A 14,219-nucleotide genomic window follows, 5' to 3' on the forward strand; every position below is an offset into this window, starting at 1 on the left:
CACTGTGAGGTATTCGGTGTTGTCCAAGCCGCCATCGCGAGCCTGCTCGCGAAGCGGACTTGCACCCACCGCAGAACCGGGCTATCAGTCGTTGATCAACTTCCCGACCCGAATCGGCTCGCGCCCCGCCACCTTCGCCTGCCATGTCCCGGGCTGGGTGTACCGCCCGCGATCAATGGCGAACAATACGCCACTGGTCCCGGCACACACCGTGGTAGCCCGATCATTCAACGGGTCCACCACTTCGAACAAAGGATCGCCCTTTTCAACCCACTCGCCCGCTTCGCGCAAAAAGCTCACCACGCCATGATGAGGCGCAAACAGATACTCGGTGCCCTCGAATGGCATGCCTTCACAGCATGTGTCCGGTGCTGCCGGCCATTGGCCCTTGATCACACCCTGCTCGGCGAGAAAGCCCAGTATTGCCTCGCAATTGGCCTGTGCCTGATCGACCCGGGTGTCGCCCATGCTCCCCAGTTCCAGTGTGGTGGCCAGGTTGGCAGGTGGAATAGCCGCTTCAGGGAACGCCCGCGCCAGGCGCAACCAGGGCGACGAACAGGACTCGTCGAACGAGCTGCCACCGGAATCTTCGCAGAGCAGTGCCACACCGGCCTGCAATCGCGACGCGAGGGACTGCCACTGCGGCCAGTGTTGCGGCAAGGCATACAGGTGAATCGCCGCCTCGAAATCGCAATGCAGGTCGAGGGTAATGTCGGCATCGCAGGCATGGCGCAGCAGCAGGCGATGCATGGCTTCGAGTTGCGACATGGGGGCGGGCAAGCCGTCCAGCACCTGGACCATGGCCTGGCGAATCAGGGCGATATTGGCGCCGGCATCGGTGCCCAACCGCTCACCGATCAATTGCCCGACCGGTGCGCTCAGTTCGACGAACGAACGGTTGAAGTTCTTGCCGCTACCCAGTTCAAAGCGGCCCATATGACTGCCTTGCACATGCTGATCGAGGCCAATCGGGTTGGCCACCGGCACCAGTTCGATCACCCCTTGCAGCTGCCCCCGGGCCTCGAGTTCGCCCAGGCGCTTTTTCAGTTCCCAGGCGGTACGCATGCCCGGCAATTCATCGGCATGCAGGCTGGCCTGGATGTACACCTTGCGCGTGCCCTCGCCATAACGAAATACACTGAGGGTGCGTTCGGTGCCCAGGTGGCTCCAGGGCAGTGAATGGTCGATGCGTTGCATGAAGAACTCCTGCGTTTGCAAAAAAAAATGGCAACCGCGCCAACGGTTGCCACTTTTTTAAACGGTTTGATTAATGACCGTAAACGTCAAAATCGAAATACTTGTCCTGCACTTGCTTGTACTTGCCGTTGGCGCGGATCTCGGTGATGGCGGTGTTGAATTTTTCCGCCAGTTGCGTATCGCCCTTGCGCACTGCAATACCTGCGCCGCCGCCGAAATACTTGGCGTCTTCGTAGGTGGGGCCGACAAACGCGAAGCCCTTGCCTGCGTCGGTTTTCAGGAAACCGTCGTCCAGGTTGACCGAGTCGGCCAGCATCGCGTCGAGGCGACCGGACACCATGTCCAGGTTGGCTTCCTGCTGCGAACCGTAGCGCACCAGGATGATGCCGGCAGGCTGCAGCACTTCAGTGGCGAAGCGGTCATGCGTACTGGCGCGCAGCACACCGACTTTCTTGCCCTTGAGTTCGGTCAGCGGATCCTTGACCTCGCTGCCCTCCTTCATCACGAAGCGTGCCGGGGTGTGGTAGTACTTGATGGTGAAATCGACGTTCTTCTTGCGGTCGTCGGTGATGGTCATGGACGACAGGATGGCGTCGATTTTCTTGACCTTCAGCGCCGGGATCAGGCCATCGAACTCCTGCTCGACCCAGGTGCACTTGACCTTCATCTGCTCGCACAATGCGTCGCCGATATCCACGTCAAAACCGGTGAGTTTGCCGTCAGGTGTCTTCATGGAAAATGGCGGGTAGCCGGCTTCAATACCGATACGGATCGGCTTGGCGTCATCAGCCACGGCGCCGAGGGACAGCATCGACAGTGCCAGGGCACCGAACATCACTAGCTTCTTCATTCACAACTCCTGTGTGCGGAGGTTTTTATTGGCAGCGTTCGATTGGTCGCTTTCGGTTGGAAAAAACCGAAGTGGCCGGCAGTCTAGAGCGGCTACAAGCCGTTAAATTACGTCCAGGCGACAAATATTTACAAGAACACTGCAAGAATGATCAGCGTGATGATCCGGTGTGGACGATCCGCGCCAACTGGCCAAATGGCCGGGTGGCGCGGTGCACTTATCGGGTTGCTGGCGGGCTCAACATTCGCAGCCAATGCCCGGGGTGACGACGCGCGGCACGGCAACATTCAGGGCAAATCCCTCATCCAGCCATCCGGTCACCCCGCCGATCATCTCCTTGACCGGGTAATCCAACGCGGCCAGCTTCACGGCAGCCTTGTTCGCGCCATTGCAATGCGGGCCGGCGCAATAGACCACAAACAGGCTGGTTTTGGGGTAGTGCGCCAGGCTTTCAGCCGTCAGCAATCGCCCCGGCATATTGATCGCCCCCGGCACATGACCGCGCTCGAACGCCCGTGGCCCGCGGACGTCGACCAGGATGAAATCCACTTCACCGGCCGCCTGGCTGCCGTAGACGTCGGAGCAATCGGTCTCGAAGGTCAGGCGATTGCTGAAATGCATGAGGGCGATGGCCGAGGGTGCAGCGGGGATTTCACGAACGAGGCTGGTCATGGGCAGTAGTCCTGGGTGTTGAGGGGTGTGGGATGACTTTATCGACAGCTCGCTTCGGGCTACAGTGGCGCACAAGACACTTACCGGGAAGTTTCCGCCAAATGCATTCCGCCCCTGGATCGGTCGCGATCCTGGCCTACGATGGCCTGTGCACATTCGAGTTCGGAATTGCCGTGGAGATCTTCGGCCTTGCCCGGCCGGAGTTCGATTTCCCCTGGTACACCCACTGCATTGTCGCCGTGGACCCGGGCCCGATGCGCGCCACGGGCGGTATCCGGGTGCTGGCCGATGGCGGCCTGGATCTGCTGCAAGAGGCCCGCACCATCATCATCCCTGGCTGGCGCGACCGCAGTGCCCCGGTACCCGAGGCGCTGTTGACGGCCTTGCGCCAGGCCCATGCACGGGGCGCACGGTTGTTGTCGATCTGCTCGGGGGTGTTCGTGCTGGCGGCCACCGGCTTGCTCAACGGCCACAGCGCCACCACCCATTGGCGCTACAGCAGCGAACTGGCTGAGCGCTTTCCCGAGATTCTGGTGGACCCGCAGGTGCTGTATGTCGATGCAGGCCAACTGATCACCTCGGCCGGCAGTGCCGCCGGTATCGATGCCTGCCTGCACCTGGTCGCCCGGGACTTCGGTACCCAGGTCGCCAACTCGGTGGCGCGGCGCCTGGTGATGTCGCCCCAACGCACCGGCGGCCAGGCGCAATTCATTCCGGCGCCGGTCAGTGTGGCGGCGCGCAGTGATCTTTCGCGGGTGATGCAATGGGCCCGCGAGCGCGTGCACCAGCCGCTGGAGGTGCGCGACCTGGCCAGTGAAGCGGCCATGAGCGAGCGCACCTTCCTGCGCCGCTTCACCGAAGCCACCGGCCTGTCGCCCAAGGCCTGGCTGCAACATGAACGGGTGGGTCGGGCGCGGGAGTTGCTGGAAGGCACCCGGGAGAATACCGAGCAGATTGCCGAGCGCTGCGGTTACCGGTCGGTAGAAAGCTTCAGGGTGGCGTTTCGCAGTGTCGTGGGGGTGCCGCCATCGGTGTATCGGGAGCGGTTTGGGCGTGGGCTTGCTCGCGAAGGGGCCGGCATGGACGGCGCCTGACTCAAGGCTTGCGCAACAGGTAGGTATCCATGATCCACCCATTGGCCAACCGAGCCGCCTTGCGCACCCGCTCGATTTCCTGCGCCACGTCCTCGAGCTTGCCGTGGATCAGCAGCTCATCCGGCGTCCCCAGATAAGCGCCCCAGTAAATCTCGGTCTGCGGATCTGCCACCTGGTGGTAGGCATCCTGGGCGTCGAGCATCACCACCAGGCTGTCGGCATCGCTCACCTGCCCCGCCGCCAGACGACGCCCGGTGGTGATTTCGATGGACTGGCCAATGCGATTGAGTGGCACCTTATGCCGGGCGCACAGGGCCTGGACGCTGGTAATCCCGGGGATGACTTCAAATTCGAACTCACAGCGGCCCGAATCGAGGATCGCCTGGAGGATCCTGATGGTGCTGTCGTACAACGCCGGATCGCCCCACACCAGGAAACCCGCGCACTCGTCGTCGGCCATCTGCTCATGGATCAGCCGCTCAAAGGTCGACTGCCTGGCCAGGTTCAGGTCTTCCACGCTGGCCCTGTAGTCCACCTCTCCCCGCTCCCGCTCGGGACTTGGGGCCTCGACGAAACGATAGGCCTTGTGGGTAATGTAGCGCTCGCAGATGTCGCGCCGCAGGTCGATGAGTTTGTCCTTGCTCTGACCCTTGTCCATGAGGAAAAACACATCGGCGCTATTCAGCGCCTTGACCGCCTGCAGGGTGATGTAGTCAGGGTTGCCGGCGCCGATGCCAATTACCAGGAGTTTTTTCATGGCTGCGATTCCTCATGCCCCTCGCCTGTTAAACGAAAACGCCAGCGCCCGTTGAACCGCAACTCGACGATCGACAGCGGTTCAACATCAATCTGGTTAAACGCCGAGCTTTGCAGGGCCCAGGTCAACGCCGCACGAATCACGAACGGATGGGTGACCGCCACTATGTGCCCGGGTGTCGCCTCAAGCGCGGTCAGCCAGGCCGCCACCCGGCGAGTGAGCGCGGCGACCGATTCGCCGCCATGGGGGGCCGAATCAGGATTCTGTAGCCAGGCCTGCAGCGCCTGGGGTTCGGCCTCGTGCACGTCATCAATCTGCGCGCCGCACCACCGACCGAAGTCGCAGTCGCGCAGCGCCTCCACAGTCTCCACTTCACGACCGAACAAACCAGCGGTTTGCCGTGCACGCAGCTCCGGGGCAGACAGGAGTCTTGACGAAGTTTTGAATTGGCGACTGCGGGAGCCCTGTGCAGATTGCCAATCCATTTCCAACGGCTCATTTGTAGGAAACCGCGCCAACTTTTGTGCGACGGTTCTCGCATGGCAGATCAAGGTCAAACGGGTCGCCCGCACTTGGGAATGCTCGCTGCAAAAAGTCAGGAAACGGTAACACGCTGCAGCTTGTCTGCAGGCGTTTTCTTGGGTGCAAGACGGCAGTGTCTGACACACGGATTGGCAAGTGGCCTACACGAACTACGACCATGCCTGTAGGCCTTTACTGACAGGCCTCAGGCCGTATTCAAGGGAGCAAAAAGCCTTGAAAAAATCACTAGACAGCCACGGCGCGTTGCATAAATACTGGATCCATCAACCTGTGAATTAAACGAAAAAACATCCAGCAGGAGCCCGGATGCCCTCTCTGAATCTTCAGAATAATGACCTCCTTCACCCCGTGATCTTTGTGGCATAGCGCTGCCGGCCTCAGCGCGTTTAACGACTCGCCGGGACCCTGCCAGCGTCGTGAAAAGCTGAAAAACATGAACAGTGGCGCCTGATACCGATCAGGTGAGCCGCCCCTGCAATGCGTGGAAACCGACAGTGACAGTCAGGTCGGGTGCTTGTCACCCGACCCTTTGATACAGGAGTGCATCCATGCTGGTCTTGCGTCCAGTCGAATTGAGCGATCTGCCCCAGCTGCAACGACTCGCCCGTGACAGCCTGCCGGGCGTCACGTCTTTGCCCGACGACACCGGACGCCTGCGCGAGCGGATTATCGGATCCTGCGATTCATTTGAAAAAGACGCCGCCGTGCAAGGACCGCAGAACTACTTCTTCGTGCTGGAAGACCTCGAGACCCAACGCCTGATGGGCTGTTCGGAAATTCTCGCCACGGCGGGTTTCGAAACGCCCTTCTACAGCCTGCGCCACCGGGATTACACCGCCGCCTCGCGGGAACTCAACGTCGAACATGCCGTACCCGCCTTGTCGCTGTGTCACGACCTGAGCGGGCACACCTTGTTGCGCGGCTTTCATGTCGAGGCGACCCTGGTCGGGAGCCGGTTCAGCGAATTGCTGTCACGGGCTCGCCTGATGTTCATCGGCGCTCACCGCCATCGTTTTGCCGACTCGGTGATTACCGAGATAGTCGGGTTCAGCGATGATGAGGGCCATTCACCGTTCTGGGATGCGGTGGGCAAACACTTCTTCGACCTGCCCTACACCGAGGCCGAGCGCCTGTGTGGCCTGCAAAGCCGGACTTTCCTGGCGGAGCTCATGCCGCATTACCCGATCTATGTGCCGATGCTGCCCCAGGCTGCGCAGGCCTGCATCGGCCGCATCCATCCCGATGGCCAGGAAGCCTTCGATATTCTCGAACGCGAGGGCTTCAAGACCAATCATTATGTCGATCTGTTCGACGGTGGGCCGACCCTGCATGCGCCTCTTTGCGCCATCCGGTCGGTGGCCCGGGGATTCACTGCCAGCGTCAGGCCGGTTACCGCCATCGATGCGCGCGGCCGATATCTGGTCAGCAATGACTCGCTCAGGGACTTTCGCGCGATCGTTGCCGACCTGGACGTGCGTGCCGGGCAACCTGTGGCGTTGCCCCTGCAACTGTGCGCCGCGTTGAATGTGCACGCCGGCAGCCTGATCCGCTTGGTCGCGCTGTGAACAGCCTTCGACGACCCACCCCAGGACGGGCGGCGGGAGCGCCGCAATGATCGTGCGCCCGGTCAGCGCCACCGACTTGCCTGCCCTGCTGGCGCTGGTCCGCCAGGCCGGTCCCGGGTTTACCGGCCTTGCGGCCAACGAAGATCGGCTGGCGCACCGGGTGCGCTGGGCCCGGCGCACCTTTGCCGAGCAGGTCGAACGCGCTGATGCCGATTACCTGTTCGTGCTCGAGGACGACGAGCAGCAAATCGTCGGCGTGAGCGCCTTGAAGGGCGCCGTAGGCCTGCGCGAGCCCTGGTACAACTATCGGGTCGCAATGACCCACAGCTCGTCGCCAGACCTGGGTATCGAGCGTCAGATCCCGACACTGGTCATGAATAACGAGATGACCGGGCAATCGGAACTCTGCTCGCTGTTCCTGCACCCCGACCTGCGCTCGGGCAGCAACGGCAGATTGCTGTCCCTGGGACGCTTGCTGTTCGTGGCCGAGTTCACCCATCTGTTCGGCGACAGGCTGATTGCCGAACTGCGGGGGCATGCCGACCTCGATGGTTGCTCGCCCTTCTGGGACAGCCTGGGCCGGCACTTTTTCAGGAAGGATTTCCACCATGCCGACCAGTTGTCCGGCATGGGCAGCAAATCGTTCATCGCCGAACTGATGCCCCGCCAGCCTCTCTACACCTGCCTGTTGACCGAGCAGGCCCGGGCGGTGATCGGCAAGGCCCACCCGAACACCGAACCGGCGCTGAGGATCCTCAGCGCCGAGGGATTTACCCATCAGGGTTACATCGACATCTTTGACGCCGGGCCGGTCATCGAGGCCCCGGTGTCCGACATCCGCACGGTACGCGAAAGCCAGGCGCTGACGCTGGCCATCGGCAGCCTGGACGGGCAGGCGCCGCTCTGGCTGATCCACAATCGCCGCCTGGAAAACTGCCGGATCACGGCGGCCCATGGGCGGCAGGTGGACGGCAGCCTGGTGGTCGATCGTCTCACTGCCAAGCGCCTGCAACTGCAACCCGGTGACTCGGTACGCGCCGTGCCACTGGTCGACCCGCTGCGAGAGGCGGCCGCCGCCTGATCGGCCCTGGCAAGGGCTTTGCCAGGGCACCCGGTAAATTCGTCATCATTCTTCCTGCGCTCGCGTGATAGCCTTTTGTTTCTTCGGCGTTGACACTTTTGCTCAAGCCCGTCCATTTCAATGGTGGAACTCATATGTCCAGGCTTTCTCATCAAGACTTACGCCGTAACTTCCGCGAGCTGTTCGCCTCCAATGCCTGCTACCACACCGCTTCGGTGTTCGACCCGATGTCGGCGCGCATTGCCGCAGACCTGGGTTTCGAAGTGGGCATTCTCGGCGGCTCGGTCGCATCGCTGCAGGTGCTGGGCGCCCCCGACTTTGCCTTGATCACCCTCAGCGAGTTCGCGGAACAGGCCACGCGCATTGGCCGCGTCGCTCAACTGCCGGTGATTGCCGACGCCGACCATGGCTATGGCAACGCGCTGAATGTGATGCGCACCATCGTTGAACTGGAGCGCGCGGGCATCTGCGCCCTGACCATTGAAGATACGTTGCTGCCAGCGCAATTTGGCCGCAAATCCACTGACCTGATCACGGTCGCCGAGGGCGTCGGCAAGATCCGCGCGGCGCTGGAAGCCCGGGTTGATTCGGAGATGGCGATTATTGCCAGGACCAACGCCGGCATTCTGCCCGTCCAGGAAATCATCAGCCGAACTCAGCAATATCAACGTGCCGGGGCGGACGGGATTTGCATGGTGGGTGTGCGTGATTTTGATCATCTTGAACAGTTGGCCGAGCACCTGACTGTGCCGTTGATGCTGGTGACGTATGGCAACCCGCTGTTGCGTGATGACAAGCGCCTGGCCGAGTTGGGTGTGCGGGTGACGATTGATGGGCATGGGGCGTATTTTGCGGCGATCAAGGCGACCTATGACAGTCTGCGTGAGCAGCGGCAGATTTTCACTCAGGCATCGGATTTGAGTGCTACCGAGTTGACCCATACCTATACCCAGCCTGAGGAGTATATTCGTTGGGCTGAGGAGTTTATGAGCGTCAAGGAGTGATGGCTGGCCCAGCGCGGCTAAACCGGCATCCTTGCCGGTTTCCCCGCTGCGCAATACCTGCGTTCGGCCAGCGTGGTTAACGGGGCGCCTGCGATCAAGAGCTTTGCCGTGGCGGCCTTCGGGCCGACCAAGGCGTCAAGCCGGCGCGCTGCGCTTATCTGATTGTGCGCACCCTCCGGGCTAGCTAGAACTGCGTAGGAGCTGTCGAGTGCAACGAGGCTGCGATCTTTTGGCGCTATCCCTGAGGGAGCAAAGCTTGCTCGCGATGCGGTTACAGCACCGCGCATCCAAAGTCGCTATACCGAATCCAGCAATTCCCACTCGGACCGGCTGTCATTGCTGCAGATAACCCGATTGCGCCCGGTGGTCTTGGCTTCATACAGCGCCTGGTCCGCATCATTGAGCCACAAGATGGCGTCTGTGTGGGTCGGGTTCAATGCTGCCAGGCCAATGCTCAGGCCGACTCTCAGCGCCGGTTCCTGTTCATGGCCCAATTTCGCAAAACGGTCGCGCAGTACATCCATGGCCGCCGCCGCGCTGCTCAGGGGCAGGTCTGGGAGGATCACGCAGAATTCGTCACCGCCGTAACGCCCGGCCAGGTCGGTTACCCGCAGGTTCTGCCGGAGCATTTTGCTCAGCTGGCGCAGGACGATGTCGCCGGCCACATGCCCGTAAGTGTCGTTGATCGCCTTGAAGTGGTCGATATCGATCAACGCAATCGCCCCGCCCTTGCCCTGCCGGCGGCACCGTTGAAACTCCAGTTCCAGCTGGTCTTTCCAGGCACCATGGTTGAGCAGGCCGGTCAGGCTGTCGGTGCGACTCAACGCCAGCAGCTCACGTTTGTGCTGGCCAAGTGTGTGGGCCTGGCGGAAACAGATCCAGCCCAGAGCCAAAGGATAAAGGCACAGCAGGGGCAAGGAGGCGTACAACTGCAGTTGGCTGGTTTCAGGCACGAAGGCAGGCGCGAAGATCAGCAGGCCGACGCCCAGGCCAAGGATCTGCGCCGCCGTGCCGGCCAGCAGGAAACGCAGCCCGCCAATTGCGACGTTGTTCATGGCCATCATGGAAATGGTCGCGGCGCTGGGCAGCGGATTGAATTGCATGGCGGCGACCCAGAATCCGCCGAGAAAGGCATCCACCAGGAGGTTACGCTGTTCGGCGTGGTAAGGAATTTTCCTGCGTCGGGCCCATTGATAAGCCACGTGTGGCCAGACCAGGCCGTTGAATAGCATCAGCGCCCAGACCCAATGCGGCGGATCGAGCGGGTACATGGCTGCGGCCACGCACAACAGGCCCAGGGCCAGGCCTAACGTTCGCGAGGTGTAGAGCCTGCGTGCCAGTGAAAGTCCTTTGACTCCCGATTTTTCCATGGGGCCTCTATGCCACTGAACAGAACCTGCTGACACCTGGGTTGCGTGTGTGCTGAAGTCTATCAGGGCAACGTTAAATAGCCATCACCGGCTGGCGGCCTGAATATCCCGACATTGATGGCAGGCGTGGGCCGAATGTTTGGCTATACATGAAGGGGCGCGCCATCAAAAAAGGAAGTCCATGCAAACTTTTAAAGTGCTGATCATCGGCAGCGGATTCGGCGGCCAGTGCGCGGCGATCAATTTGCTCAAGGCCGGCATCGAAGATTTCCGCCTGCTGGAACGGCGGGATTTCTTTGGCGGGACCTGGTGCCAGAATACCTACCCCGGCGCTGCGGTGGACGTGCCCTCGCCGCTCTATTCCTTGTCATTTGCGCCGTACCGCTGGACGCAGATGTTCGCCGAACAGGCCGAACTGCAACGCTACACCGAGTACGTGATCGAGCATTTCGGCTTGCGGGACAAGGTCGAACTGCAGACCAATGTCGAGCGCATCGAATGGGACGATGACAACAGGCGCTGGGTGGTGCACACCTCGCGGGGGATGTTCCAGGCGCAGTTCCTGATCAATGCCACCGGGCCGCTGAGCCAGCCGGTGGTGCCTCGCTTCGAAGGCCAGGAACGTTTCAAGGGCAAGACTTTTCACACCAATCAGTGGGACCACGCCTACGATTACCGCAACAAACGCGTGGCCATTGTCGGCAGCGGCGCCAGTGCTGCCCAGGTGATCCCGGCGATCGCGCCGCACGTTCAGCAACTGCATGTGTTCCAGCGCACTCCACACTGGGTGCTGCCCCGGGCAGATCGCCGGTTTGGCCGGTTCCAGCGCTGGCTCCTGGGCCTCAAGCCGGCCTACAAGCTGTTGCGCTGGATGATCTACTGGCAATTTGAAGCCCGGGTGATTGCCTTCAAGTACTCCCGGCCGGCGATCCGCCTGGTCCAGCAACAGGCGCTGGGTTTTCTCAAGCGCCAGGTGGCCGATCCCGAACTGCGGCGCAAGCTGACCCCGGATTACGCCATCGGCTGCAAACGGGTGATTGTTTCCAGCACCTTGTACCCGGCGCTCGGGCGCAGCAATGTGACACTGCACAGCCGCGAACAAGGGATTGCCCGTACTGACGAGAGCGGCATCGTGACCAGCGATGGCCAGCACATCGATCTGGACCTGATCGTCTGGTCCACCGGTTACGACGCCACCGACGGGGTGATTTCCTATCCGGTCTACGGAAAGAACGCGACGCGTCTGCAAGATGTCTGGGCGCAATACCCCCGGGCCTACCTCGGCACCAGCCTGCCGGGCTTTCCCAACCTGTTTATCGTCACCGGGCCCAACACCGGAATCGGCCACACCTCGGCACTGTTCATCATCGAATCGCAGATGAACTACATTCTCGACTGTATCGGCACGTTAAAAAAACAGGGTTTACGCAGCATAGAGGTGCGCCCTGAGGCGGAACGTACCTACACTGAAATGATCCACAGAGAAATGGAGCGCACGGTATGGAAGTCTGGCGGTTGCCACAGCTGGTATCACAGCAAGAGCGGTCATGTAATCGCCATGTTTCCGGGGTTCAGTTTCAGCTATCACCGGCTCACCCGGGCGCTGAAACCCGCCGATCACCTGCTCTCCTGATTCGTTAGATAGAAGGAAGACGCTGATGCTTTTATTGGTTGTCGCTATCGCTGTTTTCGTGGCCTGGAGCTGGTTGAGCTACCCCGCTATCGGTTACTTGCTGTATGACTTGAGCACCGCCATCGAAGCCAAGCTGTACCGGCTGCACAAGATCGTCGTGCCGATCCCCGAAATGACGGTCTCGACCTGGCAAGGTGGGCCATACGAGGCCACCAGCAGCGTGCTGATGCTGCATGGCTACAGCGCCGACAAGAACCTGTGGCTGCGCTTCGCCCGGCATTTTGTCGGCCAGTACCGGGTGATCATCCCCGATATTGCCGGCCATGGCGAAACCGGATTCAAGGCCGGTGGCGGCTACGACATCCCGCTCCAGGCCAAGCGCATGATCCAGCTGCTCGACGTCTGCGGCGTGGAAAAAGTGCATGTGATCGGCAACTCCATGGGGGGTTACATGGCGGCCTGGCTTGCCGCCCACTACCCGGACCGCATCGCGTCGGTTGCGCTGATCGACCCGGCCGGCGTCACTGCACCGGAGATCAGTGATCTGGAGCGGCAGCTGGGCAAGGGGCATAACCCGTTCCTGATTCATTCCCGGGAGGAATTCCGCCAGTTCTACGCCATGACCATGGCCAATCCGCCCTGGGTGCCGGGGGTGGTGCTGGATGCCTTTGCCCAACGCTATCAACAGTCTCGCGATGAGCTGGAGGAAATCTTCAGAGACTTTCGCGCCAGCCCGCCGATGGAGCCAAGACTGGCCGATATCAAGTGCCCGGCCCTGCTGGTGTGGGGGCGCAAGGACCGGCTGATCGATGTCAGCAGTGTGGCGGTCTGGAGCAAGGGCATTGCCGACCTGCGGGTGGAGATCGGCGAAGGCGTCGGGCATATGCCGATGGTTGAACAGCCCGCACACACGGCGCGACTGTATGGAGAATTTTTGGCATCCCAACGCTCGCACTTGCCGGTCTGACCCCTGTTTGCAGTCCGTGACAGAATGAAGTTCGGAAGATTCTTCGTTTGTCGGGGACGCTGAAGGCTGCGATCTTTTGCCCATCCTTCACGCCAGCGCCAGGAAAACCTTCCATGAGCCATCCGAGCTTCGTCAGCCCCGACCTGATCCGCCAACGCTTCTCCAAAGCGATGTCCGACATGTACCGCGAAGAGGTCCCGCTGTACGGCGCGCTGATGCAACTGGTGGAGCAAACCAACCGTCACGTGCTGCAAAGCGATCCACAGGTGGCCCGGCAACTGGACAGTACCGGCGAAATCCAGCGCCTGGACCTGGAGCGCCATGGCGCAATTCGCGTGGGCACGGCCGATGAACTGGCCACCCTGGCCCGCCTGTTTGCGGTCATGGGCATGCAGCCCGTTGGCTACTACGACCTGACCCCGGCGGGGGTGCCGGTGCACTCCACCGCGTTTCGCGCGGTGCACGAAGCCGCATTGCAAGTCAGCCCGTTTCGGGTGTTCACCTCATTGCTGCGCCTTGAGCTGATCGAAGATCAGGCACTGCGTACCTTTGCCCAGGCGGTACTGGATAAACGCAGGATTTTCACCCCGGCGGCGCTGCACCTCATCGAGTGCGCCGAACGCGAGGGCGGCCTTGGCGAAGAGCAGGCGCAACAATTCGTCGAGCAGGCGCTGGAAACCTTCCGCTGGCACCACAGCGCCACCGTCACCGCCGAGCAGTATCAAAAACTCAGCGCGCAACATCGCCTGATCGCCGACGTGGTGGCGTTCAAGGGCCCCCACATCAACCACTTGACGCCGCGCACCCTGGACATCGATATCGTACAGGCACAAATGCCCGACCACGGCATCACCCCCAAGGCGGTGGTCGAAGGCCCACCCCGTCGCCAGTGTCCGATTTTGCTGCGCCAGACCAGTTTCAAGGCGCTGGATGAGCCGATCGCCTTTACTGATCAAGCCGACAGTCGCGGCAGCCATAGCGCCCGCTTTGGCGAAATCGAACAAAGGGGCGCCGCGCTGACCCCCAAAGGGCGCGCACTGTATGACCGCCTGCTGAACGCGGCTCGGGATGAACTCGGCGAATTTCCCAACGAAAGCAACGCCACACGCTACAACACGCTAATGGAGCGGCATTTCAGCGAGTTTCCTGACACGCTAGAGGGCATGCGCCAGCAAGAGTTGGCGTATTTTCGGTACTTCGTCACGGACAAGGGCCGGGCTGCGGGAGCGCTGCAAACCATGGCGCTGGAGGACCTTCTACGCGATGACTATCTGCGGGTGGAACCGCTGGTTTACGAGGATTTCCTGCCGGTCAGTGCGGCGGGGATATTTCAGTCCAACCTTGGGGACGCTGCGCAAAGCCACTATGGCGAGCATTCGAACCGCCAAGCCTTCGAGCAGGCCTTGGGACGCGCAACCATTGATGAACTGGCGCTGTACGCAGAAACGCAGCGCCGTTCAATCGAGCAGTGTTTCGCCTGATTCCA

The 14,219-nt window shown here is 61.3% G+C and carries 13 protein-coding genes; 7 read left to right on the forward strand and 6 right to left on the reverse strand.

The window, feature by feature from the left end; all coding sequences use genetic code 11:
* Nucleotides 1–84: 84 nt before the first annotated feature.
* The 3 genes from AAEZ09_RS12660 to AAEZ09_RS12670 form a co-directional block, all read right to left on the reverse strand.
* A complete protein-coding gene (locus AAEZ09_RS12660) occupies nucleotides 85–1,197 on the reverse strand; it encodes a succinylglutamate desuccinylase/aspartoacylase family protein (protein ID WP_045059729.1) in 1,113 nt (370 codons plus the stop codon).
* 70 nt (nucleotides 1,198–1,267) lie between these two features.
* Entirely contained in the window at nucleotides 1,268–2,047 is a 780-nt protein-coding gene (aotJ, locus tag AAEZ09_RS12665) for an L-arginine-binding protein AotJ (protein WP_045059728.1), read from the reverse strand.
* A gap of 237 nt (nucleotides 2,048–2,284) precedes the next feature.
* Nucleotides 2,285–2,719 carry a rhodanese-like domain-containing protein gene (locus tag AAEZ09_RS12670; RefSeq protein WP_350599642.1) on the reverse strand — a complete coding sequence of 145 codons (435 nt, stop codon included), beginning with the start codon at nucleotides 2,717–2,719 and terminating at the stop codon, nucleotides 2,285–2,287.
* 101 nt (nucleotides 2,720–2,820) lie between these two features.
* Between AAEZ09_RS12670 and ftrA the strand changes: the two genes are divergently transcribed.
* Nucleotides 2,821–3,813 (forward strand): transcriptional regulator FtrA, encoded by a 993-nt coding sequence (gene ftrA / locus AAEZ09_RS12675; RefSeq protein ID WP_350599643.1) that lies wholly within the window; start codon nucleotides 2,821–2,823, stop codon nucleotides 3,811–3,813.
* A 1-nt stretch (nucleotide 3,814) separates the two neighbouring features.
* Here the strand turns inward: ftrA and cobF are convergent, their stop codons facing one another.
* Nucleotides 3,815–4,570: a precorrin-6A synthase (deacetylating) gene (gene cobF / locus AAEZ09_RS12680; protein ID WP_045059725.1), complete on the reverse strand. Its 756-nt coding sequence runs from the start codon at nucleotides 4,568–4,570 to the stop codon at nucleotides 3,815–3,817.
* Entirely contained in the window at nucleotides 4,567–5,142 is a 576-nt protein-coding gene (locus AAEZ09_RS12685; RefSeq protein ID WP_350599644.1) for a histidine phosphatase family protein, read from the reverse strand. Before AAEZ09_RS12685 ends, cobF begins: the two co-directional genes overlap by 4 nt.
* A 519-nt stretch (nucleotides 5,143–5,661) precedes the next feature.
* Between AAEZ09_RS12685 and AAEZ09_RS12690 the strand changes: the two genes are divergently transcribed.
* The 3 genes from AAEZ09_RS12690 (at nucleotide 5,662) to AAEZ09_RS12700 (ending at nucleotide 8,763) form a co-directional block, all read left to right on the forward strand.
* Nucleotides 5,662–6,678, forward strand: a complete 1,017-nt coding sequence (locus tag AAEZ09_RS12690) for an arginine N-succinyltransferase (RefSeq protein WP_045059722.1) — start codon at nucleotides 5,662–5,664, stop codon at nucleotides 6,676–6,678.
* Between the two features lie 46 nt (nucleotides 6,679–6,724).
* Nucleotides 6,725–7,759, forward strand: coding sequence for an arginine N-succinyltransferase (gene astA / locus AAEZ09_RS12695; RefSeq protein WP_350599645.1), 1,035 nt, complete (start codon nucleotides 6,725–6,727; stop codon nucleotides 7,757–7,759).
* Nucleotides 7,760–7,893: 134 nt separating this feature from the next.
* Nucleotides 7,894–8,763, forward strand: coding sequence for an oxaloacetate decarboxylase (locus tag AAEZ09_RS12700; protein ID WP_045059720.1), 870 nt, complete (start codon nucleotides 7,894–7,896; stop codon nucleotides 8,761–8,763).
* A 296-nt stretch (nucleotides 8,764–9,059) separates the two neighbouring features.
* Here the strand turns inward: AAEZ09_RS12700 and AAEZ09_RS12705 are convergent, their stop codons facing one another.
* Nucleotides 9,060–10,133, reverse strand: a complete 1,074-nt coding sequence (locus AAEZ09_RS12705) for a diguanylate cyclase (protein ID WP_350599646.1) — start codon at nucleotides 10,131–10,133, stop codon at nucleotides 9,060–9,062.
* A 181-nt stretch (nucleotides 10,134–10,314) separates the two neighbouring features.
* Between AAEZ09_RS12705 and AAEZ09_RS12710 the strand changes: the two genes are divergently transcribed.
* From AAEZ09_RS12710 to hglS, 3 genes are all read left to right on the forward strand, one after another.
* Entirely contained in the window at nucleotides 10,315–11,766 is a 1,452-nt protein-coding gene (locus AAEZ09_RS12710) for a flavin-containing monooxygenase (RefSeq protein WP_350599647.1), read from the forward strand.
* A gap of 25 nt (nucleotides 11,767–11,791) precedes the next feature.
* Nucleotides 11,792–12,733 carry an alpha/beta fold hydrolase gene (locus AAEZ09_RS12715; protein WP_045059717.1) on the forward strand — a complete coding sequence of 314 codons (942 nt, stop codon included), beginning with the start codon at nucleotides 11,792–11,794 and terminating at the stop codon, nucleotides 12,731–12,733.
* Nucleotides 12,734–12,846: 113 nt separating this feature from the next.
* The gene (gene hglS, locus AAEZ09_RS12720) at nucleotides 12,847–14,214 is read left to right on the forward strand and encodes a 2-oxoadipate dioxygenase/decarboxylase HglS (RefSeq protein ID WP_350599648.1); all 1,368 of its coding nucleotides are present in this window, start codon (nucleotides 12,847–12,849) and stop codon (nucleotides 14,212–14,214) included.
* Nucleotides 14,215–14,219: the final 5 nt, after the last annotated feature.

The organism is Pseudomonas sp. 65/3-MNA-CIBAN-0223 (genome assembly GCF_040310425.1).
GTDB classification, from domain to species: domain Bacteria; phylum Pseudomonadota; class Gammaproteobacteria; order Pseudomonadales; family Pseudomonadaceae; genus Aquipseudomonas; species Aquipseudomonas gregormendelii.

Bases quoted from the DNA above. Each gene is read 5' to 3' on its own strand.
- AAEZ09_RS12700 (WP_045059720.1), top strand. From the start codon at position 7,894: ATGTCCAGGCTTTCTCATCAAGACTTACGCCGTAACTTCCGCGAGCTG.
- AAEZ09_RS12670 (WP_350599642.1), bottom strand. From the start codon at position 2,719: ATGACCAGCCTCGTTCGTGAAATCCCCGCTGCACCCTCGGCCATCGCC.
- ftrA (WP_350599643.1), top strand. From the start codon at position 2,821: ATGCATTCCGCCCCTGGATCGGTCGCGATCCTGGCCTACGATGGCCTG.
- AAEZ09_RS12715 (WP_045059717.1), top strand. From the start codon at position 11,792: ATGCTTTTATTGGTTGTCGCTATCGCTGTTTTCGTGGCCTGGAGCTGG.
- hglS (WP_350599648.1), top strand. From the start codon at position 12,847: ATGAGCCATCCGAGCTTCGTCAGCCCCGACCTGATCCGCCAACGCTTC.
- AAEZ09_RS12705 (WP_350599646.1), bottom strand. From the start codon at position 10,133: ATGGAAAAATCGGGAGTCAAAGGACTTTCACTGGCACGCAGGCTCTAC.
- astA (WP_350599645.1), top strand. From the start codon at position 6,725: ATGATCGTGCGCCCGGTCAGCGCCACCGACTTGCCTGCCCTGCTGGCG.
- AAEZ09_RS12690 (WP_045059722.1), top strand. From the start codon at position 5,662: ATGCTGGTCTTGCGTCCAGTCGAATTGAGCGATCTGCCCCAGCTGCAA.
- cobF (WP_045059725.1), bottom strand. From the start codon at position 4,570: ATGAAAAAACTCCTGGTAATTGGCATCGGCGCCGGCAACCCTGACTAC.
- aotJ (WP_045059728.1), bottom strand. From the start codon at position 2,047: ATGAAGAAGCTAGTGATGTTCGGTGCCCTGGCACTGTCGATGCTGTCC.
- AAEZ09_RS12710 (WP_350599647.1), top strand. From the start codon at position 10,315: ATGCAAACTTTTAAAGTGCTGATCATCGGCAGCGGATTCGGCGGCCAG.
- AAEZ09_RS12660 (WP_045059729.1), bottom strand. From the start codon at position 1,197: ATGCAACGCATCGACCATTCACTGCCCTGGAGCCACCTGGGCACCGAA.